This window comes from Flavobacterium branchiarum (assembly GCF_030409845.1).
GTDB lineage: Bacteria > Bacteroidota > Bacteroidia > Flavobacteriales > Flavobacteriaceae > Flavobacterium > Flavobacterium branchiarum.
In genome coordinates this window covers 864,465-889,688 of sequence record NZ_JAUFQQ010000005.1, presented here as the reverse complement: position 1 = coordinate 889,688, position 25,224 = coordinate 864,465, and the positions used below count along the sequence as shown (strand labels likewise).

General features: G+C 30.4%; 17 protein-coding genes. 14 read left to right on the top strand and 3 right to left on the bottom strand.

Going from position 1 to position 25,224, the window contains the following annotated elements; all coding sequences use genetic code 11:
• Nucleotides 1-139 precede the first annotated feature (139 nt).
• Together QWY99_RS15775 and QWY99_RS15770 are read right to left on the bottom strand one after the other, a co-directional pair.
• A complete protein-coding gene (locus QWY99_RS15775) occupies nt 140-1,450 on the bottom strand; it encodes a site-specific integrase (RefSeq protein ID WP_058699729.1) in 1,311 nt (436 codons plus the stop codon).
• Between the two features lie 1,359 nt (nt 1,451-2,809).
• Nucleotides 2,810-4,555 carry an ABC transporter ATP-binding protein gene (locus tag QWY99_RS15770; protein WP_290266583.1) on the bottom strand — a complete coding sequence of 582 codons (1,746 nt, stop codon included), beginning with the start codon at nt 4,553-4,555 and terminating at the stop codon, nt 2,810-2,812.
• A gap of 285 nt (nt 4,556-4,840) precedes the next feature.
• Between QWY99_RS15770 and QWY99_RS15765 the strand changes: the two genes are divergently transcribed.
• The 6 genes from QWY99_RS15765 (at nt 4,841) to QWY99_RS15740 (ending at nt 16,435) form a co-directional block, all read left to right on the top strand.
• Nucleotides 4,841-5,656 carry a hypothetical protein gene (locus QWY99_RS15765; RefSeq protein ID WP_290266580.1) on the top strand — a complete coding sequence of 272 codons (816 nt, stop codon included), beginning with the start codon at nt 4,841-4,843 and terminating at the stop codon, nt 5,654-5,656.
• Nucleotides 5,657-5,752: 96 nt separating this feature from the next.
• On the top strand, nt 5,753-6,709 hold the full coding sequence (locus tag QWY99_RS15760; RefSeq protein WP_290266578.1) for a GSCFA domain-containing protein: 957 nt from the start codon (nt 5,753-5,755) through the stop codon (nt 6,707-6,709).
• A gap of 187 nt (nt 6,710-6,896) precedes the next feature.
• Nucleotides 6,897-11,984, top strand: coding sequence for a translocation/assembly module TamB domain-containing protein (locus tag QWY99_RS15755; RefSeq protein WP_290266577.1), 5,088 nt, complete (start codon nt 6,897-6,899; stop codon nt 11,982-11,984).
• Nucleotides 11,985-11,988: 4 nt separating this feature from the next.
• Entirely contained in the window at nt 11,989-14,289 is a 2,301-nt protein-coding gene (gene tamL, locus QWY99_RS15750) for a translocation and assembly module lipoprotein TamL (RefSeq protein WP_290266576.1), read from the top strand.
• A gap of 457 nt (nt 14,290-14,746) precedes the next feature.
• A complete protein-coding gene (locus QWY99_RS15745; protein ID WP_290266575.1) occupies nt 14,747-15,754 on the top strand; it encodes an LLM class flavin-dependent oxidoreductase in 1,008 nt (335 codons plus the stop codon).
• Between the two features lie 60 nt (nt 15,755-15,814).
• On the top strand, nt 15,815-16,435 hold the full coding sequence (locus tag QWY99_RS15740) for a DUF4230 domain-containing protein (protein WP_290266574.1): 621 nt from the start codon (nt 15,815-15,817) through the stop codon (nt 16,433-16,435).
• 119 nt (nt 16,436-16,554) lie between these two features.
• Here QWY99_RS15740 and QWY99_RS15735 read toward each other — a convergent pair whose 3' ends face one another.
• Nucleotides 16,555-18,312 carry an aromatic amino acid hydroxylase gene (locus QWY99_RS15735; RefSeq protein WP_290266573.1) on the bottom strand — a complete coding sequence of 586 codons (1,758 nt, stop codon included), beginning with the start codon at nt 18,310-18,312 and terminating at the stop codon, nt 16,555-16,557.
• 718 nt (nt 18,313-19,030) lie between these two features.
• On the opposite strand from QWY99_RS15735, the gene QWY99_RS15730 reads away from it, so the two are divergent.
• The 8 genes from QWY99_RS15730 to QWY99_RS15695 all read left to right on the top strand — a co-directional run bounded on the left by QWY99_RS15730 (nt 19,031) and on the right by QWY99_RS15695 (nt 25,100).
• Nucleotides 19,031-19,234 (top strand): hypothetical protein, encoded by a 204-nt coding sequence (locus QWY99_RS15730; RefSeq protein ID WP_290266572.1) that lies wholly within the window; start codon nt 19,031-19,033, stop codon nt 19,232-19,234.
• 3 nt (nt 19,235-19,237) lie between these two features.
• Entirely contained in the window at nt 19,238-21,010 is a 1,773-nt protein-coding gene (locus QWY99_RS15725) for a PA0049 C-terminal domain-containing protein (protein ID WP_290266571.1), read from the top strand.
• An 8-nt stretch (nt 21,011-21,018) separates the two neighbouring features.
• Nucleotides 21,019-21,597, top strand: a complete 579-nt coding sequence (locus QWY99_RS15720) for a hypothetical protein (protein ID WP_290266569.1) — start codon at nt 21,019-21,021, stop codon at nt 21,595-21,597.
• Nucleotides 21,598-21,670: 73 nt separating this feature from the next.
• Entirely contained in the window at nt 21,671-21,820 is a 150-nt protein-coding gene (locus QWY99_RS15715; RefSeq protein ID WP_290266567.1) for a hypothetical protein, read from the top strand.
• Between the two features lie 8 nt (nt 21,821-21,828).
• Entirely contained in the window at nt 21,829-22,410 is a 582-nt protein-coding gene (locus tag QWY99_RS15710; protein ID WP_290266566.1) for a hypothetical protein, read from the top strand.
• A gap of 73 nt (nt 22,411-22,483) precedes the next feature.
• Nucleotides 22,484-22,633, top strand: coding sequence for a hypothetical protein (locus tag QWY99_RS15705; RefSeq protein ID WP_290266565.1), 150 nt, complete (start codon nt 22,484-22,486; stop codon nt 22,631-22,633).
• 114 nt (nt 22,634-22,747) lie between these two features.
• Entirely contained in the window at nt 22,748-24,544 is a 1,797-nt protein-coding gene (locus QWY99_RS15700) for a PA0049 C-terminal domain-containing protein (RefSeq protein ID WP_290266564.1), read from the top strand.
• Nucleotides 24,531-25,100, top strand: coding sequence for a hypothetical protein (locus QWY99_RS15695; protein ID WP_290266562.1), 570 nt, complete (start codon nt 24,531-24,533; stop codon nt 25,098-25,100). Before QWY99_RS15700 ends, QWY99_RS15695 begins: the two co-directional genes overlap by 14 nt.
• Nucleotides 25,101-25,224 lie beyond the last annotated feature (124 nt).

Here is a 25,224-nt window from a genome sequence, read left to right as displayed (position 1 = left end):
TTTATAAGGATTTTTTAACGACACTATAGGTCAAGTTTGTTTTGTAAATATAAAAAATAACAGGTGGCTTTAATTTGCATAAAGAGGTAAATAAAAAAGCAGAATTATAAAATCCTGCTTTTCAATAAATATTACACCATTAAGTGACCAGTTCTAATTCATCTTCAACTATTATGAAATCGGGCTGTGAAGGCGTATCTGGTTCCATTGAAATGAATGCTGTTTCCAGAGAAGCAAATTTCGGAGAAACCAAATCCATATCCTTGCTGATCTTCTGACTTGTAATCTTAGCATAAATCTGAGTGGTAGAAATATTCTTATGTCCCATCATCTTACTAAGGCTTTCAAGAGGTACTCCCTCTGTTAAAAACATTGTTGCAAAAGTATGTCGTGCCGTATGGAACGTCACTTTTTGTTCAGTGACAATTTCAGCTTCTTCAATCAGTTTAGCTACATGATTATTACATGTTGCATTGGATGGAACTGGAAATATGAAATCATTTCTTGTAATACCTCTGTATTTTTCAATGATCCGTTTGGGAATTTCCATCAAACGAACATTTGATGCAACATCCGATTTCTTTCTTCGGCTGATAATCCATTGATGACCGTCAAAGAAGGATTGAATGTTGCTCCACTTTAGCTTTTTAACGTCAATGTAAGACAACCCTGTAAAGCAACTAAAAATGAAAATGTCTTTAACCAGTTCATATTTCGGCTTAGAGGGTTTTAAGAATAACAATTTTTCCACAGCCTCCTTCAAAAGATAGCTACGATCAGTTTCCTGCATGCTTATTTCGTAATCCTCAAATGGATTTTGACGTATCAATCCTTTTTTAATAGCTAGGTCAGCTAAAGCTATAACAGGCATTGTATAAACCCATACCGTATTGTGTGTACATTCTTTATCAATGCGAAGGAAAAAATCGAACTCCCTGATAAAATCAGATGTAAGCTCACGAAAAGCCATATCATCCCGATGATACCTAGCTTTTATAAATTCCGTCAGATGATTGAAAACAACTTTGTACTTATAATAAGTGTTTGACGAGCGCTTACCTTTTGCCACCATTTTTTCAAAATCCTCATTTTGTTCTTTGAAAACTTTGAGTACTGCATCATCCATCACACCGACACCTAAAAAAGAGAGCTTAACTTTCTGTGAAGTAGCAAAACCTTCATCTTTAAGCATATCATCATAAATCTTATTGATACGTACACGAATTTTATCCAATTTTTGATTGGTAGTTAGTGCTGTTGTGCTTTTTCCCTGTACGCGTCCGTGTTTTAAATCCCAAGTATTGGGATCAATTTCCAGTTTGGTTCCAAAAGTTTTTGGTGTACCATCAATAGTAATACGTCCCATTACAGGTACATTACCATTTTTTTTGGGTTCATTTTTCTTCAAGTAAAACAATAGCTTGAAAGTGGATCTTTTAACTGTCTCCATAACTCAAAATTTTAATGTTTAAAATTAAATTTTAGCGAGTTACAAGGAAAGATAAAAAAGAGTGCAAAATGCTGAAATATAGCTAATTATACTATCTTGTACAATCCAAAACAGGTAATGATTTAGTAACCTATCTCTGTCTTTTTAAGCCCAAAACCTGATGTACACTACCTTCCAAATTCAGACCGTCAATTTATAAACTACTGCATAGTAACGGTTTTAACCGTTTTTCTTAATTTTACTTTTGTTCAATCTTTTTTAAAAAAAAAAAACATAAAATGAAATTAGGCTTGTTAACAAATTTCAATGTACCAATTATTAAAGTTGGTATTACTAGAGTTGTTAGTAATCTTTAAGTTTGGTTCATGTATTTATTATGTCTCTCGCAAAGACGCAAAGACGCAAAGTTGTTTTAAGCTTTGTTGTTTTGTGTTTTTGCGAGATTTTTTGTTTAACAAATTTTAATGTACCAATTATTAAAGTTGTTAGTAATCTTTGAGTCTGGTCCTTTAGATATATTTAAGAAGCTTTGCATATACAACTTTGCGACTTAGCGCCTTTGCGAGATTATTTATTTAATGCAATTTAACGTATGTTTTTTTTGTAAAAAAAAAACATAAAATGAAATTAGGCTTGTTAATAAATTTCAATGTACCAATTATTAAAGTTGGTATTACTAGAGTTGTTAGTAATCTTTAAGTTTGGTTCATGTATTTATTATGTCTCTCGCAAAGACGCAAAGTCGCAAAGTTGTTTTAAGCTTTGTTGTTTTTGGTGCTTTTTTGAGATTTATTTGTTTAACAAATTTTAATGTACCAATTATTAAAGTTGTTAGTAATCTTTGAGTCTGGTCCTTTAGATATATTTAAGAAGCTTTGCATATACAACTTTGCGACTTAGCGCCTTTGCGAGATTATTTATTTAATGCAATTTAACGTATGTTTTTTTTTATTAAAAAAAACATAAAATGAAATTAGGCTTGTTAATAAATTTCAATGTACCAATTATTAAAGTTGGTATTACTAGAGTTGTTAGTAATCTTTAAGTTTGGTTCATGTATTTATTATGTCTCTCGCAAAGACGCAAAGTTGTTTTAAGCTTTGTTGTTTTTTCGAGATTTTTTTGTTTAATAAATTTTAATATACCAATTATTAAAGTTGTTAGTAATCCTTTAGATATATTTATTATGCTTAGTATATATAAATTGTGACTTAGCGTCTTTGCGAGATTATTTGTTAGAGTTACTTTGCTAAATAGTTTATTTAGAACATATTTAAAAACCCCTTTCATTTTAGTGAAAGGGGTTTCTGTTTAAGAATAGAAAAGTTAGCAACTTAGTACTTAGCAACTCATAGAAAACTATTTTCGTTCTCCAATTTGTTGGCGCCACATGGCATAATACAAGCCTTTTTCGAGTACTAAATCGTCGTGTTTGCCTTGCTCAATAATTTTACCTTGTTCTAATACAAATATTTTATCAGCATGCATTACAGTTGATAATCGGTGAGCAATTAAAACAGTGATTCTATTTTTATCAGATATATTTCGGATTGTAGTATTGATTTCTTCTTCGGTGATAGAATCTAATGCAGAAGTTGCTTCGTCAAAAATTAATAAATTTGGGTTTCTCAATATGGCACGAGCAATAGATAAACGTTGTTTTTCTCCACCCGAAACTTTAATACCACCTTCACCAATTGTGGTGTTTAAACCATCTTCGGCACGTTGTAAAAGTTTCTCACAGCTGGCTCTTTTTAAGGCATCATACAAATCTTCATCTGTTGCTGATGGTCTTACGAATAATAAATTCTCTCTAATTGTTCCAGAGAATAATTGGGCATCCTGAGTTACAAATCCAAGTTGTTTTCTTAGATCTAATAAATCAATTTCGGTAGAATCAATATCATTGTATAGAATTTTACCTTGGGCAGGAGTGTATAATCCGACTAGTAATTTTACTAAAGTTGTTTTTCCAGAACCCGATGGTCCTACAAAAGCAACAGTTTGGCCTTGTTTAATATCAAAATTAATATCTTCTACTGCTTTGAATTTAGCCGTTTTATGTTGGAAACTCACATTCGAAAAAAGCAATGAGCGAATAGGGCCAACATGTTTTGGGTTTTTTGGACGAAATTCTTTTGGAGCACTCAATAAGGTTTTGAAATTCTCCATAGAAACTTTGGTTTCATTAAGAGCGATAATAAAGTTTCCTAATTCTTGCAATGGGCCAAAAATGAAAAAGGTAAAGAATACCATCGTTAGCAAATCACCCACAATTATTTTTTGTCCAAACAAGAAATAATAGAGAGTAAAAACTACACAGGTTCTTAAAAAGTGAACTGTAGTACCCTGTATAAAACTTAAACTTCTGATAAAACGTATTTTTTCTAGTTCAAGTTGCAGAATTTTAAATGTATTTAAATTCAAACGTTTTTCTTCTTGATAGGTTAATCCGAGGCTTTTTACAAGTTCAATATTTCTTAAACTCTCGGTTGTAGAGCCTGCCAATGCATTGGTTTGATTCACAATTTTTCGAGATACAATTTTTATTTTCTTCCCTAAATACGAACTTACTAAAGCAATGATTGGAGCAGTAATTAGGAATATTATTGAAATACGATAATCAATTCGAGCAACATAAATGATAACAAATATGAATCCGATAACAGTTTGGAAAATCAGAGAAATAGAAAGAGTAATTAATTTTTCAGAGTCAGAGCGCACTTTGGTAAGTTTGCTTAATGTTTCGCCACTACGTTGGTCCTCAAATTCAGCAAAAGGCAAATCAAGTGATTTTTTAATTCCATCAGTATACATTTGGGCACCAGTTCGCTGGATCACAACATTGGTAAAATAATCTTGGAAGTTTTTGGTAATTCTAGAAATCATGGCTGCACCAAGTGATAGACCTAACCAGAATGCTACAGATTTAATGAAACCAATTTCATTTCCTTTGTATTTAGCTAATCCAACACCACAGTCCTGCATTAATTTACCAGTAATAATAGAGTCGGATAAACTGAAACAAATGTTTATTGACGCCATAATTAAGGCTAAGAACAAAAGCATTTTATGTTTGATTATATAAGAATATAGTAATTTCATGTGTGAATTTTAATTTTAGAAGATGCAAAAGTAGTGAATTGATTGATTTAGTAATCTTGATTACTGTTATTAAAAATCTATTTTAAAAATTATTATAAAACCAAATACTTCTGTATTTGTTTTTTTGTTTTCAGTAAATGATTTAAAATTTGTTTAAAATTTTAAATCATGCAATTCAGAACCCCTGTAGCTATTTTGCAAAATTTGAGTCTTTATTATTGAAAAGGATTCTGCTTTATTAGGCAATTAATTTCGATTTCGTTTAATTTGCGAAAAAAGCTATTCATGAAAAAATTACTCTATTTATTTACTGCCTCATTATTTGTTTTAAGTTCATGTTCATCTGATATTGATGATTCTTTACCAGAACTTCCTTCAGAAGATATTTCAATTTTGCCTAAAACAATTTCATATGAATATCCATCAGATTTTCTAGGTACTAATTCCAAAAGTGTTATTACTTATGATGGAAACAAAATTCGTAGTATTGTTGATGAGAGTTCAAAAGCTACCTATACTTATGAAGGTAATATAATAACAAAATATGAACAATTTGGTTTTGAAGCACTAGGTAAAGAAGTAAAAAGAATAGAGGTTTTATATGAATACGAAGCAGGAAAGCTAAAAACTAGAATTTTTAAAGATGGTATTTCTGAGGATCGACCTAATGGATATGTTACTAAGACTATTTATACGCACAATCTAGACGGAACTATTTCTTATATAGTGTATGATATAAATTCAATTACACAAGTAGAAAAAAAAGAAGGTATAGGTAAATTGACTTACAAGGATGGAAATCTTATTAAGAGTGAGCACAATAATATTACTAATAGTCTTTTTGACGGAGTGAGCGTTTACGAATATGATACTAAAATGAATCCCCTTAAAAATGTTTTAGGTTACGGTTTATTATTAGATGAAGTCGAAGGTTTTGGAAAAAACAATATTATTAAGACAACAAGAATAACTAAAGGGGACACAAAGCCTTCTGTTTTTATAACTAGTTATATTTACAATGATAATGGATATCCAAAAAGACACACGTCATTAGATGGTGGTGGTGAGTCAATCGAATATGAAATTGAATACACCTATTAATTAGATTATTTTTTAAATTATTATAAAGCCAAATACTTCTGTATTTGGTTTTTTTGTTTGTAGAAAATGGTTGAAATTTGTTTAAAACTTCAAATTATGCAATTCAGAACTCCAGTCCCTATTTCGCAAAGTAATAATCCGATCGATTATAGTTCTAAAGTAGTGTCTTTAGGTTCTTGTTTTGCTGTAAATATGGCAGAGAAATTAGATTATTTTAAGTTCTATAATAATTGTAATCCATTAGGGATTTTATTTCATCCTTTGGCAATTGAAAAATTGATAGATTTTGCAGTTTCACAAAAGACATTTACAGAAAAGGATGTGTTTTTTCATAATGAACGTTGGCATTCGTTTGATGCGCATTCAGATTTAAGTAATGGAAACAAAGAAGATTTGATTTATAATCTCAATCAGATTACTAAAAAGGCACATCAAGAGTTAGCTGAAGCGACGCACATTATTATAACCTATGGAACTTCGTGGGTCTATCGTGCAAAAGAGAGTGATGCAGTAGTTGCTAATTGTCATAAAGTACCACAAAAACAATTTTCAAAAGAACTTTTGTCAGTTGAGATAATCGAAGAAAGCATAAAAAAAACAATAGATTTAATTGCTTCAATTAACTCAGAAGCAAAAATCATTTTTACCATATCTCCCGTTCGTCATATAAAAGATGGTTTTGTCGAAAATCAATGGAGTAAATCAAATTTGATATCTTCACTGCATTCTACTTTAAATAGAGAAGAATATAAGATGAAAACAGGATACTTTGCTTCTTATGAAATCATGATGGATGAACTTCGCGATTATCGATTTTACGCAGAAGATATGTTGCATCCCAATCAAATTGCTATCGATTATATCTGGGAACGTTTTAGTGAAAACTATATTTCTAAGGAAGGAATTGCTATAAAGCAAGAGATTTATGAAATACAAAAAGGATTATCGCATAGAAGTTTTAATCCTGATTCAGAACAACACCGTGCTTTTTTATCAAAGTTGAATAAGAGAATAAAAACTATAGAAGAAAAGTGGCCATATATAAAATTTTAAACAAGTACTTTGGTTTAATCTAAATAAGAATATACTTGCAATAAAGGTTAATTCTAGAATAAGTTTAAATAATTATGTAAAGTATTGGAGTATATTTTTTACAATTTTGTAAATTGTATATAGTTCGTTAAATTAGTGACTGCATAGCAATAATCTAAACCAGTTTTATTAGCCTTATTTCCTTTATATGAGTAAAAAACGAATTCATCTCCTAAAAAAAATACTTCGTGTGCTCCTTTGGTGTGTCATAACATTAGTGACGCTGTTGTTATTGATTATAATCTTAATTCAGGTTCCTGCTGTACAGAATTTTGCTAAAGATAAAGCGATCACCTTTTTGCAAAAAAAGATAAAAACCAAAGTCTCTTTAGATAGAATATCTATTGATTTCCCTAAAGATATTGTGTTAGAAGGCTTTTATTTTGAAGATCAAAAGAAAGACACGCTACTTAGTGGAAAACGATTAGAAGTTGACATCGATTTGTTTAAGTTAATAGACAGTGAGGTCGAAATAAACTCAATTTCTCTTGAAAATACAACTGCCAATATTTCAAGAAACAAAGAAGGAGTTTTTAATTTTGATTACATAATTGCAGCATTTGCTTCCAAAGAACCAGAGCCAGTAGACCTTAATAGTAAGCCATTTAAAATATCGGTTGTTAAAATTAATTTGAATAAAATCAATTTTAATTTTAAAGATGATTTCTCTAAAAATGATGTTCGTGTCAAACTGACTGATTTTCAAACAGAATTTAAAAAATTCGATTTGGATAAAATGGATTTTGATATTCCGAATATCGATTTAAATGGGCTGAGATTAGTTTTAAACCAGGATTTAGTAGAGCAAATAGCCGAAGCTTCAGTCAAGACAGTAGATACAATTTCTAAAAGACCAGATTTTAATTTGAAATTAAATAAAATCAATCTGTCAAAAATAGATATTGCATATGATAATACAGGTTCAAAGCTTGCTTCTGGAGTAACTTTGGGCAAATTACAGCTGTTGGTTAATAAATTAGATTTAAACAATCAAATGCTCGATTTTGATACTTTCGAGTTGAAAAATCTAAAAGGGAATTTACAATTAGGAGTAAAGGAAAAACAAATTAAAACGCCAGATTTAGATTCTACCGCAATTCCTCAAGCAGGATGGAAATTAAAACTTAAAACTGCCGATATACAAAATGTTGCATTTAAGTATGATGATATGCAATCGAAACCGAATAAAAAAGGAATTGATTATGGACATATCGATTTACAAGATTTTAATCTTAAAGCCGAAAAGCTGTATTATGCCAATGATACTATTTCGGGAAGTCTGCAATCATTGACCGTAAATGAAAAAAGTGGGCTTAAAATTCAGGCATTTAAAACAGATTTCTTTTATGGACCTAAAAATGCATATTTAAAGAATCTGTATTTAAAAACGCCACAGACTTTATTGCAAAAAGAGATAAAAGTAGGTTATCCATCAATCGTAGCGGTTACTAAGAATATAGATAATCTTAGCTTGGATGCTAATTTTAATCAGACAAAAGTAGGTTTTAAAGACATATTGCTTTTTGTTCCAGATTTGCAAAATACCAATCCGTTTAAGAGTAATTCTAATGCAGTTTTGTCTATAAATGCACGATTGAATGGGAAAGTAAAAGATTTGGCAATTCCGATGTTTGAAATGAGCGGAATCGGAACTACTAAAGTTTCAGTGTCTGGAAAGATTACAGGATTGCCAGATGCACAAAAAGCATATTATGATTTAGATATAAAAAACTTTGTGAGTTCATCAAAAGATGTGATGTCGTTTGTGCCAGCAGGAACAATCCCAAAGAATATTCAATTGCCTTCACAATTTAATTTAAAAGGAAACTTTAAAGGGGCGGTCAATAACTTCAAAACTAATTTGGCTTTGAATAGTAGTTTCGGAAATGCCAAAGTCGACGCTTTGTTTGATCAACGTATTAAAAAATCGGAGAAATATGATGCTACAATTTCATTTACAGAATTTGACTTAGGTAAATTAATAAAAAATGATTCAATAGGAAAGATCACGCTTAAAGCGAAAGTAAAAGGGAAGGGACTAGATCCTCAAACTGCTCAGGCACACTTAGACGGAATTGTGCAAAAAGCAGTATTCAATAAATATACCTATAGAAATTTAACCTTAAACGGAGACATTGCTAAAGGAGCATTTGCGGTTAAGTCAGGAATAAAAGATCCGAATTTGAACTTTGGCTTAGTTGCCAACGGAAGATTTGATGACAAATTTCCAGCGGTTAAATTAAAATTAAACTTAGATATTGCAGATCTTGAAAAACTGAATCTTCATGCGGGGCCAATGAAACTTCGCGGAAATATCGATGCAGATATAACCAATAGTAATCCTGATTTTTTAAACGGAAAAGTTTTCTTGTCAAATATTCAAGTTTTAAAAGAGGCACAACCAATTGTATTGGATTCTATTAAAATTTTGGCTTATGCCGATAATGAAAAAAATAATATCAAAATACAGTCGCAGTTCCTAAAAGCCGAAATGGACGGAAAATATAAGTTGACAACATTAACGGTTGCACTAAAGAAATCGCTATCTAAATATATGGATCTGCAAGTTCCTAAAACAAAAGGGGATTCAGATGAACAACGTCTAACATTTAATTTATCTGTAAATAGTGATCCATTGTTGTTTCAGCTTGTTCCAAAATTGAAAAGCTTAGAGCCTATTCAGATTACTGGAAAATATAATAATGTGGTAGATTCTTTGGAGATAAAAGGAACTATCCCGAAAATTGTATATGATGGAAACACACTTTCAGATGGTAAAATAAATATAGAAGCAAAGGATAAAGGGCTAGAATATCAAGTTTCTGTTGCTCCTGTAGAGAGCGGAGATTTTAAAATTCCTTTTGTTGGTTTGGCAGGAAAAATTGAGGATAATATTCTCTCGTATGCTTTACAGGTAAAAGACAAGGAACAAAAAGAGCAGTATTTTATTAAAGGAGAATTACTTCACGAAAATGGTAAGAATACGGTAAAATTCGATTCAGATAGCTTTGTGCTTAATTATGATAAATGGAATATGAATTCTGAAAATTCTATTGAGTTTGGAGGGCAAAGGCTTTATATTGATAAGTTCTATTTGGAAAATTCGGGTAATGAGTTAAAAGTTCAATCTCAGAACGATGGGAAAAATGCACCATTGCAAATAGATTTTGTCAATTTTAAAATTGAGACCATTTTAAATATGGTTACAAAAGATAAATTGTTAGCGGAAGGGTTGATTAATGGATCGGCTTTGGTTGATAACGTTATGACAAAACCAACTTTTACATCCGATTTAAAGATCGATGACTTCAGTTTTAAAGGAGAATCAGTAGGAGATATTGATATAAAAGTAAATAATAAAACAGATAATTTGCTAGCTGCTAATGTTACGCTAAGTGATCAAGGAAATGATGTAAACCTTACGGGGAATTACAAAATTGATGATAGTAGTTTTGATCTAGATTTAGATATCAACCATTTAAATATAAAAAGTATTCAAGGCTTTAGTATGGGGAATGTTACAGATGGTGCAGGTTATTTATCTGGGAGTTTTAAAGTTACGGGTAATACAGATGCGCCGAAAGTAACAGGTGAATTAGACTTTAACGACGCTGTTTTTAAAGTAACGAAGTTTAATTCTATTTATCAAATACCTAAAGAGAAAATTAGAATTGAAAACGAAGCGATTGTATTTGATAATTTCTCTGTTTATGATGAAAATAAGAATGAGCTATTTGTAAATGGAAAAATAAATTCCAAAGATTTTAGAAATTATGACTTTGGTTTAACAATAAAAGCGGATCAGTTTAGAGCGATTCATTCAACCGAAGCAGACAATGATTTGTTTTATGGAGATTTATCATTAGATGCAAATCTAAGTATAAAAGGAACATTGGATAATCCTGTAGTAGGAGGAAATATAAAAATTAATGAGGATACAAAATTTACAATTGTTATGCCTCAATCAGATCCATCCATTGCCGATAGAGAAGGAATTGTAGAGTTTGTAAATGAAGATAATTTATTACTGAAACAAACTGTTGCAATGGAAAGTAAATTGAATCAATCTCAATTAATTGGTATGGATGTAAGTGTTGCAATCTCTATTGATAAAAAGGCAGAACTTACTTTGGTTATAGATAAAGGAAATGGAGATTACCTGAGGTTGTTGGGTGAAGCAGATCTTATTGGAGGCATTGATCCTTCGGGGAAAACTACGCTTACAGGTAAATATGAGTTTAGTGAAGGAGCGTATGAGATGAGTTTTAATATGATAAGACGAAAATTTGATATTCAAAAAGGAAGTTATATTATATGGAATGGAGAGCCTACAATGGCAAACTTAAATTTAACGGCTATTTATAAAGTAAATGCTGCTCCGATAGATTTATTAGGAAATCAGTTAGGAGCTGAGTCACAAACAGTCAAAAACACGTACAAACAAAAAATTCCGTTTCAAGCTTTATTAAAAATGAATGGAGAGCTTATGAAACCAGAAATCTCATTTGATATTGTTCTTCCAGATGGTAATTACGATGTTTCATCGAATATTATAACAACTTCACAAACAAAATTGCAACAATTGAGACAAGATCCGTCTGAATTAAATAAACAGGTTTTTGCGCTTTTACTTTTAAACCGATTTGTTGGAGAAAACCCTTTTGCAAGCGAAAGTGGTGGTACAAGTGCCGAATCTATGGCGAGACAAAGTGTGAGTAAAATACTTTCGGATCAATTAAATAATCTTGCAGGTGAATTGATAAGTGGAGTCGAACTGGAATTTGATTTAGAGTCTACAGATGATTATACTTCGGGAACGAAACAAAACAGAACGGATTTAAATGTTGGTGTTTCAAAAAAATTGTTAGACGACAGATTAAAAGTAACTATAGGAAGTAGTTTTGCTTTAGAAGGACAAGAAAGAGAGAATGAGCAAGATGCAAATATTGCAGGTGATGTTTCTATAGATTACCAGCTTACAAAAGACGGACGATATATGGTTAGAGCATATCGAAAAAATCAGTATCAAGTTGCAGTAGAAGGTCAGGTTGTAGAAACTGGAATTGCATTCATTATTACAATGAATTATAATAAGTTTAGAGAATTGTTTCATCGTAGTAAAGAAGAAAAGGAAATAATTAGAAAAGAAAAATTACGTAAAGAGAAAGAGAGTCAAAAAGAGAAGGAAGAGAAAAAGAAAAAAGAATTAGATAATGAACAAGAGCAAAAAACGTAGTAATATGAAAACTAAATATCTAAAATATTTTATAATACTCTCTTTGTTTTTTGCTTTTGGATGTAGCAATACCAAGTATTTACCCAAAGGAGATTTGTTGTACACAGGAGCTTCGGTAAAAGTAGAAGATACGATTCTTAAAAAGAAAGAAAAAACAGCACTTAAAAATGAACTGCAAGGTTTGTTGCGTCCTTTGCCTAATAAACAATTTTTAGGATTACGTATTAAATTATGGATATATAATATAGCTGGAGAACCTAAGAAGAAGAAAGGAACCAGGTATTGGTTGAGAAATAAAGTTGGAGAAGCTCCAGTACTTTTCAGTAAAGTCGATTTAGATTATAACTCGTCGGTGCTAAGAAATTATGCTGAAAATAAAGGTTTTTTTAAAGTAAACGTTACTGCAGATTCAACTTCTAAAGATAAAAGAGCAACGGTAGAATACACTGTTAAACCAAATAAACAGTATAAAATAAAGAGTGTTAGCTTTCCTGATGATTCTTCGGCTGTAGCTAAAACAATTGCCAAAACAACTCGTAGATCATTGCTAAAAGTAGGCAATCCTTATGATCTTGATGTAATAAAATCAGAAAGAGAACGTATCGATTCTCGATTAAAAGAAAAGGGATTTTATTATTTTAACTCCGATTATATCTTGGCGCAAGTTGATAGTACCAAAGGAGACCACGAGGTAGTTATAAAATTAAAAATAAAAGACGAAACGCCAGCCAAAGCCAAAGTGCCTTATACTATAAATGATATCGTTGTGTATCCTAATTTTTCGATTTTAAAGGATAGTACAGCTGTAGCATATAAAAAAGAAGATATCGTAAAATATAAAGATTTTACGATTATAGATTCTACAAATACGTTTAGACCAAGGGTATTTGATAGAGCTTTGTATTTTAAGAAAGGAGATTTTTACAATCGATCAGATCACAATCTTTCTCTAAACCGTTTTGTGAATCTCGGAACATTCAATTTTGTTAAAAATGAGTTTAAAGAATCGGATAGCATAAAAAATGCTCTGGACGCTTATTATTATCTAACCTTATTGCCAAAGAAATTCATTAGAGTTGAGGTATTAGGAAAAACCAATTCGGCTAGTTATTCAGGTTCAGAGATCAACGCAAACTGGAACAACAGAAACTTGCTTAGAGGAGCTGAATTATTCACATTGTCAGTATTTGGAGGAGCCGATTTTCAGATTTCGGGACAAAATAAAGGGAATAACATATTTAGAATAGGAGGAGAAGCAAGTTTAACTTGGCCAAGATTAATTACTCCTTTTAATTTTCAAGGCTCTAGTGAGTTTGTTCCAAAAACGAAAGCAAGTTTGAGTTATGAATATCAAAACCGAATTAATCTGTATGCTTTAAATTCTTTTAGAGGATCCTTTGGGTATTCATGGAAAGAAAATATCAGAAAAGAACATCAATTGGATATCATAGAAGTTAATTATGTGAGCCCAAATCGGGTAACGCCTTATTATCAAGAGCAAGTTTCAAAAGATGAATCATTAGCTAAAGTACTTGATAAACAATTAATTTTTGGTCCAACGTATTCGTATACCTATACCAATACAATGCAAAAGCGAAAAAAGAATACATTTTATTTTAATGGAGAACTTGATTTAGCTGGTAATATAACAGGCTTGGCAACAAAAGCCAATATCAAGAAAAATGATGTCGTAAAAATATTTGATGTTCCTTTTAGTCAATATGTGAAATTTAAAACTGATTTCAGACACTATCTTAAGCTAGGGAAAGAAAGCCAATTAGCAAGCCGACTTATTCTAGGAGTAGGCTTGCCTTATGGTAATTCTTCTTCATTGCCTACAAGTAAGCAATTTGTTGTTGGTGGAACCAATAGTATTCGCGCTTTTAGAGCCCGATCAATTGGCCCTGGTAGTTATGTAAGTCAAGATACAGTTAATTCATTAATTCCAGATCAATCAGGAGATTTAAAACTTGAATTTAATACAGAGTACCGAGCTAAACTTTTTAGTATCGTACGAGGAGCACTATTTCTAGATGCTGGAAATGTTTGGCTGCTCAATAATGATCCAAATAAAGCTGGAGCAAAAATCAGTAAAAATTTCATGAAAGAAATTGCTGTTGGTGCTGGAGCAGGATTACGTTTTGACTTATCGTTTTTAATTTTAAGAACCGACATTGCATTTCCGTTAAGAATACCATATTTACCTGAAGGAAAACGATGGGTAATAGATGATATTAATTTTGGAAGTGGTTCTTGGAGAAAAGATAATTTAATACTTAATATCGCAATTGGATATCCTTTTTAGGATAATTCAATACAAATTAACGTATAGAGAGATGTGCTTTTGCCATACTTGGGCTAAAACAACATCGTGCTATTAACGTCTATACCTTTTAGCAATTGGATATTAGTTTTTAATAAATTAGATAAAAGCAATTGTTTAGACTTATCCTTATTGCCGCTTATATCTCTGATGATTCTGTAAATATATCGCTTAGCGATATATTTAATTTTTCTATGAGTTTTCATAAACAAGGGATTTATAATTTGTTATTTTAAAGTTACAAAAAATAACCTAAGGATTCATCAAGTTGTTCTAATAAATTGTATGTTTTCAAAATGTGCTGCGATCTTTTTAAATAAAGAGAATTATTTATCGATGTTAAATTTATTTAACGCTGTTAAAAAATTATAATTCAATTAACAATTGAGAATCAACTAACTTAATATTAATGGTTAATTTTGCAAAAAGATTAATCACTATGAACAATAATATACCCATTTCTTTATTAGAATTAGCATTAATTACAGAAGGTAGTGATGCAAAAGAAACATTTCAGAAAACAAAAGAGCTTGCTCAACTGGCTGATAATTTAGGTTATAACCGATTTTGGTTGGCCGAACATCATAATATGGAGCATGTTGCTAGTACAGCGACAGTAGTTTTAATAGGTTACATAGCAAGTCAAACACAAAATATTCGTGTTGGTTCTGGAGGAATAATGCTTCCCAATCATGCACCGCTTGTTGTTGCAGAACAATTTGGAACATTAGAGACACTTTATCCTAATCGAATAGATTTAGGTTTAGGTAGAGCACCTGGAACAGATTCATTAACGGCTCAGGCTATTCGGGAAGATTTTTATGCACAGTCGCAACAATTTCCAAGAAATGTACAAGCGATTCATAATTACTTTTCTCCTGATAATGCTTCCGCAAAAGTACGTGCTTTCCCTGCCGAAGGAACTAATGTGCCCGTTTGGATATTAGGTTCTAGTATGGATAGTGCTTCATTAGCAGCAGCAAAAGGATTACCGTATGCGTTTGCTGGACATTTTGCACCAAGAATGATGTTACAGGCATTTGAGTTTTATCGAGAAAACTTTATTCCATCAAAATATTTGAGTAGTCCTAAAACAATGGCGTGTGTAAATGCCATTGGAGCAGATACAAATGAAGAAGCCGAAATTTTATCTACTACATTATATCAAATGTTTTTAGGATTAATACGCAATAACAGAAAACCAGTTCAGCCACCACTTGAATCATTGGATGGATTAATGAGTGAAGAAGAAAAATTTCATGTTGATCAGATGGTAGCTTGCACTTTTGCAGGAAGTAAAGAAAAGTTAGAAAAAGACTTAAAACAATTTATAGACCGTTCAGGTATAGACGAATTGATGATTACGAGTCCAATATTTGACCATCAGAAAAAACTGAAAAGCTTAAAAATTCTAAAAGAAGTTATCGATAACATAAATAAAGCGTAGTGGTGTTTTCTAAAAAAATCACTAAATTGGCTACATAAAAGTCATTGCTAAAACATAATTATGTCGAGAAGAATTATAGCCGGAATTGTAATTATAGTTGGAATTATCCTTGCATTTAAGTATTGTGAATTCAAGAAAGATGATTCAACGAGTTTGGATTATAATACCAATTTAATACAGCAACAAATTGTAAACGTTGGAAAACTTATAGTTACCGAAGGGCATTTCTCTGAAGTAGTAACTTATAAAAACTCAAACAAGTATTTACTAGATATGCTTTCTTTTGAAAAGAAAGCCTTGATTGTAGTAAATGCAAATGTTACAGTTGCCTACGATTTGCATAAAATGAAGTATGAAATTGACGAGAAAAATAAGGTTATAAAGATTGTGTCAATTCCAAAAGAAGAAATTACAATCAATCCAGATATTCAATATTATAATGTTGAACAAAGTCAGTTAAATGCATTTACAGGAGATGATTATAATAAAATAAACAAATCAGTAAAAGAGAATTTGGCTAAGAAAATTGAAAAATCTTCGCTTAAAACAAATGCACAAAATCGATTGATTAGCGAATTATCTAAGATTTTAATCCTGACAAATTCAATGGGTTGGAAACTGCAATACGATGGAAAAGAAATTCAAAGTGAAGCAGATTTAAGTACCGATCTGAAGTTGTAGTACTAAATAATCATTTAAAAATCCACTCCGTTAAACAAATATAGTTTTAACTGAGTGGATTTTTTTTAGCTCAAAAGCCGCATTAGATATCATCACGAAGTCTAATGCGGATTTTAGGTTTAACATTTTTCTTTATCAAAAATTAAATCTAGTCCACCTGAAATTAAGTGGGCTACTTCTGGTCTTCTAGTTTTTAAATTTTCAAGATGCGCTAGAACTTCCTGTAACAATTGAGGTTGATTGCTGTTCTTTAAAAGTTCTGTGATTTCAACAGAAAGCAACCAATCATTAGGATGATTTGTTTTTATTTTTTCAAAGATAGAAGTCAATAATGTTTCATGAGAATTAGTTTCTCTTATCGATCTAACTTGTTTGTATAATTCTTCTAGCTCATCACGTTCCTTAGAATGTTTGGCTTTGATCGTTTTTGTTTTTGGAACCGAATTGATGAGGTCAAAACTATTAGCATCTGCTGGTCCAGAAAAAGCAGAAACTACCTTCTTGCCAATTGCCATATCATAATTACCCCATTCAGGTTTAAATAAGATAGTATCACCATAAGTAACAGTACAATTTTTAAAACTGATTAAAATAATCTCACCATGTAAATTTCTAGAACCAGTAATGATTTCTCCTTTTACAATAATTCCGCCTTCAAATTCTAGTTTTATAGTTTCGTTTTCAACTATTTTGTAGGCATTTAAATCCATCGGGCTCATGTCTTCAATAGCCAGATTAAAGCCTTTTAGTTTTCCAATAGGGCTACCAAAACCTTCAGGATGCGTTAATGTTCCGTGTCCAACTAATTCTTTTTCACGGTAAGATAAAGCTGTTTTTCCGGTTGTTTGTATGTAAACCGGTTTTCCTTCTGCTTCAATAACATTTGTAAATACACCCGAAACTTGTAAGCCAGTACTTAGCTCGATAGTTCCTAAAGCATTCGAATTAATTAATTTTTGAATACCAGAAATCCCACCTGTACGTAATGCCATTTTATTAGCAAATTCTTCAAGAATAAGACTTAAATAGGCAAAGTTTGGAGTGACGTATAGTTGAGGTTGTAATTTAGTAATATCAAAACTCTGATTAGCTGCTGAGATATCGTATGGGATTTTCACAACATTATCAGTCATGCACCAAGCACTTTCGCCGATTGATGATAATAAACCAGCGCCATAAATCTTAGGATCCTCGATAGTTCCAATTAAGCCATATTCAACAGTCCACCAATGTAAGTTTCTAATTTGTGCCATTTCAGACAACTCTCCCATATTATTCTGCAAATCTTCAACCGCTTTTTCGGCTTGATCGATATCTGCTTGTGGAGTTCCTTCGGCTTCTTTTAAAATAGAAAGTAGTCGAATCGCTTCATACATTTGGTAGTCTTTGTGTGAAGAGATGGCTTTACAACCAATTTCACCAAAACGTCTTAAATATTCGGCATATTCAGGATTTGCAATAATTGGGGCATGACCAGCACCTTCATGAATAATATCTGGGGCAGGTGTGTATTCAATATGTTCCAGCTGGCGTATATCAGAAGCAATTACCAAAACATTATAAGCTTGAAATTCCATAAAAGCATTTGGAGGAATAAAACCATCAACTGCTACAGCAGCCCAACCAATTTCGGTTAAAATTCTATTCATCCCATACATGCTTGGGATGTTATTGATTTCGATTCCAGTTTTTTTCAATCCGTCTAGATACGAATGGTGCGCTACTTTAGATAAATAGTCTACATTTTTGCGCATCACATACCTCCAAACTGCTTGATTAATTGGAGTATAATCACTGTAGTCTTGGGGTTTTATAAATTGCTTTAAATGATTAGGCAATCTATCTAATAATGGATTTGTTTCAATAGTTGGGTTCATTTCGAAATCGTTGTAGTTCTTCTGCGAAATTACAAATTTATAGAACTAATTTTAGTTTTTTATTTAGTTGTTTTGTTCAAATCTCTAAAATATTCAATTTTATATAAGAACATAGATGCCCTATTTACACCACGCATCTTAGCCTCTTCGGCAAGATTACCTATAAAAAGGCTATCTACTGTTTTTGTGAAAATTTGAATCTCTATTAAATTTTAAGCAAATTACTTTTTTTTCCATTATGCTCCTAAAGTAATTTTAAAAAGAGAAGAATTAAATTCATACTTCCTATTTTGAATCCCTGTAAACATCTAAGATAATACATTTCCGACAAAATAATTGATTAGTAATTTGTTTGTTAAAAAAAACTTTTTGATATTTGTTTGTAAGTAAGTAGCTACTCATTAATCGCTTAAACATATAAATAGCATGGAAGAAGGAGGAAATATAATACGAAATATATTTGGAGCATAAATTAAGGAGGCCGAGTCGATTACTATAAATGCCTCCAAAGGAGACTTGAACTTTTTACTATTCATGGAATTGATTTTAGCAGCCGGTAGCAAGAAGAAAAATAATTATTGGGTTTGATCTGTTTATTCTAAATCAATTCGACCATTCAAATAATATAAGTTCATCAGATGAAATCTTCTATAGAGTTGGGAAAATGTGAACAGAACAAAGACCAAATTTAGCAACAGGTCATTTTTATATTGAAAAATTGCAAGATGAGCGTGTTAAAGAAGATTTAAATGACGATAAAATAAATAATTTATTACGCTTGGTAAAAAAGCAATTAAAGAAGGAACAAAATGAATTTAATTATGAAAAAAGAAACCTTACATTATTTATTGCAAGGTTTCTTTTTCCTGTAAAGCTCAAGAAAATCCAGAATAATAGTACCGAAAAATCTAAATCTAATTAAATTATGAGCAGAATAAGAATTGTTGGCGGCACAATAACAAAAACCACAGGAGGAGACCATAATATTTACACTGAGGGTACTATTACATATACTTCAGGTAAGACAATTACAGAAACTAGTGATGTAGGTATTACTTATGGAGATTATGTTGCTCCACCAGAAATAAAACATCCTAAAATTGTTGAACTACAATTTATAGATGACAAAGACACAGTTTTAAAACAATCATCTATAAAGGATTTTGGAGGAATAAGAGCTACTGATTTTTTCTACGGAAAAAAGATGAAAATAAAAATCACAACAAGAGACATTAAAGACGGAACAAAAACAAACTTCAAGTTAAAAGCAGAGTCAAAAAGTTTAAATCAAGAGTTTATTGGACTTGAAAAACTTAATTGGAATTTAGAAATAAAAGACAATAGATGTGAAACCGATTTTTTTGAATTAAACCCGTTATGGTATAGCGAAGATTTAGAAAATTACAATTATGACACACATAAAACAGAAATAAAACAAGAGGATTTAAATTCTTTTCATATAAGTGGATTCTTAAGCATTGCCTTTTTTAATCTTCCTCAAAAAGAAGAAAGGATAACACCTGTTGCTTCTTATTTGCGGAATTATGAAGAGTTGGTAGGTGTGTTTCATACTGATAATTCAGGTAAAAAAGATTTAATTGAGAATTATGAAAATAAGTTCATAGCACTCAATGAAGAGATAGCAGCTATAGTAGCCAATTTTTCTGCTTTTTTGCACACACCTGAAAATCGGACCATAGACCAAATAAAAGCCAGAGTAGAACAAGATGCAAAATCCCTTTGGGATGCAGCTACAAAACAAGTTCAGGCAGGCCACTTAGACGACCGACCATTATACTGGGCACGCAACAAAATGCAAGTTCGATTAAAACGTCATTTCCTTTTTGAAAAAGACATCGATTTTGAAAAAAGCATTGTCAAAAAAGGTACAGAACTTGACAAAATCATTCAGCTTTTTGAAGAGAAAAGTAGAAATTATACAGGAATTGATTTTAGCAAAGCCGGTAGCAAGAAAAAAGTTTTGATTACTGGTTTTGATCCGTTTTTGTTTAATCAATTTAATCATCCTAATAAAGAAGATTATAATATTTTACAATCAAATCCATCAGGAGTTGTCGCATTAGCACTTGCGAATGATGATAGATTGGGAGTTTTTATTCAAACTATGATTGTCCCTGTTAGATATACTGATTTTGATGGGAGTCAAGATAATGCTAAAGGACAAGGAGAAGGAATTATTGAAAAATATATAAAACCTTTCATTAGTCAAGTTGATATGATTATAACTGTTAGCCAATATCTTGCTGATGAAAATGTCATAGATATGTTTGGAACCTCACGAAGAAGAGGAATTAATGATAATATGGACTTTATAAGAGAAAATGGCTTACAAGCCCTTTCTACTAAAGAGGAATGGGTACAAACAACTTTGCCAAAAACGTTTGCTAATGCTAGTGGAGTAAAAATTAACTGGAAATTCGATGATGTTTTACATCCAGAAAATACAATTCCCGAAAAAGAACAAGTATTAAAGGAGGGGTCGGGTGGAAATTATCTTTCTAATGAAATTTTTTATAGAGTTGGAAAAATGCGAAGTGAAATAAAACCTACTTTGGCAACCGGTCATTTTCATATTGAAAAACTGCAAAATGAGAGAGTTAAAGAAGATTTAAATGACGATAAAATAAATAATTTATTAAGCTTGGTAAAAGAGGCAATTAAAGAAGGAACAAAATGAATATAACTATGAGAAAGATTGCCCTTGCATTATTTATTGCCTTTTTTTTTTCCTGCAAAGCTCAAAAAAGAATAATTGAAACAAAAAGCAAAGATGTTATATTATTTAATATAGAAAAATCTTTTTTTTCAATATTAAATAATAAATATAATCAGAAAGTTTATGGTGGAAATGATTTTTTGATTTTTACCCAAAATTGGTCTGCTCTTGGTTATAATTATTTTAATAAAGAATATTCTTTTACTCAAGCGCAAGACACTATGAACATAAAATGTAATTGTGGACAAGAAAGAAATTATTTTTTTAAGAATTTAGAATTCAAAAAAGGAAATTATGAGTTAAGAATTGATTTTCCCCAACGATACAATGATTCTGAAAAAAAATATGAACCTCAAATAAAATATATTTTAGGGAAACAAATACGAGTTCCAAAGGAAGTTCAACAAATTTTATTTCAAAATTTTTATATTAGGTGGAACGATGTTGATAATCCTATAAAATCTAAAGATTTATATTTTAAAGATTTATATTTTATAGAAATCGACTTAAAAGATTCGACAAGCGTAAAATTAAAAAAGATAGAATAAGAAAAACTTAAAATCTGTTGAGGGTTTTTGCGGTGATTATCTTTCTAACGAAATCTTTTATAGAGTGGGAAAAATGCGAAGTGAAATAAAACCTACTTTGGCAACAGGTCATTTTCATATTGAAAAATTGCAAGATGAGAGTGTTAAAGAAGATTTAAATGACGATAAAATAAATAATTTATTAAGCTTGGTAAAAAAGGCAATTAAAGAAGGAACAAAATGAATTTAACTATGAAAAAAATTACCCTTACATTATTTATTACATTGATTCTTTTTTCCTGTAAAGCTCAGAAAAGAATAATTGAAACAAAAAGCAAAGATGTTATATTATTTAATATTGAAAATTCTTTTTTTTCAATATTAAATAATAAATATAATCAGAATGTTTATAGCGGAAATGATTTTTTGATTTTTACCCAAAATTGGACTGCGCTTGGTTATAATTATTTTAATAAAGAATATTTACTTATTCGAGCGGAAGACACTATGAATATAAAATGTAATTGTGGACAAGAAAGAAATTTTTTTTTTAAGAATTTAGAATTCCAAAAAGGAAATTTTGAATTAATAATAGATTATTCAGACAGATATAATAATTCTACAAAAAAATACGAAAATCGAGAAAAATACATTTTAGGGAAACAAATAAGAGTTCTAAAGGAAGTTCAACAAATTTTATTTCAAAATACTTATTCTAGATGGTACGATATTGATAATCCTATAAAATCTAAAGATTTATATTTTAAAGATTTAAAATTTGTTGAAATAGACTTAAAAGATTCGACAAGCGTAAAACTAAAAAAGATAGAATAAGAAAAACTTAAAATCGGTAGAGGGCTTTGGAGGAGATTATTTATCAAATGAAATCTTCTATAGAGTTGGAAAAATGCGTAGTGAAATAAAACCTACTTTGGCAACTGGTCATTTTCATATTGAAAAATTGCAAGATGAGAGAGTTAAAGAAGATTTAAATGACGATAAAATAAATAATTTATTAATCTTAGTGAAAAAGGCAATTAAAGAAGGAACAAAATGAATATAACTATGAAAAAAATGACACTTACATTATTTATTGCATTGATTCTTTTTTCCTGTAAAGCTCAAGAAAATCCAGAATAATAGTACCGAAAAATCTAAATCTAATTAAATTATGAGCAAAATAACAATTGTTGGCGGTAAAATAATCGAGACCACTGGTGGAGATTATAACATTTATGCTAAAGAAAACATTGTATTTACTTCAGCTAAAACAATTACAGAAACTAGCGAGGTAGGTATTATTTATGGAGATTATGTTGCTCCACCAGAAAAAAAACATCCTGAAATTGTTGAACTACAATTTATAGATGACAAAGACACCGTTTTAAAGCAATCATCTATAAAGGATTTTGGAGAAATAAGAGCTACTGATTTTTTCTACGGAAAAAAGATGAAAATAAAAATCACAACAAGAGACGTTAAAGACGGAACAAAAATAAACCTCAAGTTAAAAGCAGAGTCAAAAAGTTTAAATCAAGAGTTTATTGGACTTGAAAAACTTAATTGGAATTTAGAAATAAAAGACAATAGTTGTGAAACCGATTTTTTTGAATTAAACCCGTTATGGTATAGCGAAGATTTAGAAAATTACAATTATGACACACATAAAACAGAAATAAAACAAGAGAATTTAAATTCTTTTTACATAAGGGGATTCTTAGGCGCTGCCTTTTTTAATCTTCCTCAAGAAGAAGAAAGACTAAGGCCTGTTGCTTCTTATTTACGGAATTATGAAGAGTTGGTAGGAATGTTTCATACTGATAATTCGGGTAAAAAAGATTTAATTGAGAATTATGAAAATAAATTCATAGCACTCAATGAAGAGATAGCGGCTATTGCAGCCAATTTTTCTGCTTTTTTGCACATACCTGAAAATCGGACGATAGCCCAAATAAAAGCCAGAGTAGAACAAGATGCAAAATCCCTTTGGGATGCTGCTACAAAACAAGTTCAGGCAGGCCACCTAGACGACCGACCATTATACTGGGCACGGAACAAAATGCAAGTTCGATTAAAACGTTATTTCCTTTTTGAAAAAGACATCGATTTTGAAAAAAGCATTGTCAAAAAAGGTACAGAACTTGACAAAATCATTCAGCTTTTTGAAGAGAAAAGTAGAAATTATACAGGAATTGATTTTAGCAAAGCTGGTGGCAAGAAAAAAGTTTTGATTACTGGTTTTGATCCGTTTGTTCTAAATGAATTTGATCATCCTAATACACCTGGTAAAAGTAACAGACAAAATCCCTCTGGAATTTCAGTTTTAAATTTTCATGGTAAAAGTATAGGAAATGCCTATATTCAGAGTGTTGTAATTCCTGTTCGTTATGAAGATTTTGACAATGAAATAATTGAGAAAATAGTTGAAAAACACATAACTATTTTTGATTTTATGTTGACTACTAGTAAAAATGATAAGAATTTTGATTTGGAAAGATTTGCAAGTAAATTCCGTGGAGGTTTTCTAGATAATATGAATATAGGTTATGGAGATAGTTCATACAATTCAAAAAGATTTAAACAAATACAAAACGGCAATGATTTTTACGAAACTACTTTACCTATTGCAAAAATTTTAACTGGAGATATAGCTCCTGCTAATTTACCAACTAAAGTGTATTTTGACCAATCTTATAAAGATGATTTAGGAAATACAGTTCAGCATCCTTCAGATAATAATAATACTCCAATCAAAAGCAAAATTAAGATAATTGGAAAATCTACAGAAGATTCAGGTTCTGGGGGTGATTATCTTTCTAATGAAGTTATGTACAGAAGTACAAAAAAAAGAGATGAGCTCGGATTTAATAAAATTAAAGCAGTTGGGCATATTCATATTTCAAGTAAATTATCTTCGGATGAATTCATTAGTATTTTAACCAAAATAATTGAGAATGCAACTAAATAAATTATATTTTATTTTAATATTTTTTATTTTATCAATAAATAAAATTTATTCGCAACCGACACCCAAGAGATTCTATTTTTATGGTAATATTAATATATCGGATAACAATGTTATTCTTTCATTTGACACTAGAGATTCTGTTAATTTTATTTCTAATAATCCTAAAATTATAGTTAATATTTATGAAGTAATTAAAATAGTGAATATTCATCCCAGTGTAAATATAAGACCATCAGTAAATACTCTATTGAAATTAGAAAATAATTATAATAAAAATTTCTATATATTAAAAATAATTAATAACTGTTTTAAAATAAAAAATAAAAAATATGAATTTTACGATGGAAAAAGAACAAATAGATCTTCAAAAATTTTATTCAAAATTGAGAAAGAAAAAAAAATAATGTTAGTTTATTTTGATTTTACTAGAAGTTTAAATAATCCTCAAAGTGATACTAAAATCGAAAACTTCATCATAGATTTTAAAGAAGGAACTTACGAAATAATAGACTCGGAAAACCACAAACTAATTCCAATACAAATAGATAAATTGTAAGCCAATCCTGAAAATACAATTCCTAAAAAAGAACAAGTATTAAAGGAAGGATCTGGTGGAAATTATCTTTCCAACGAAATCTTCTATAGAGTTAAAAAAATGCGAAGTGAAATAAAACCTAAGC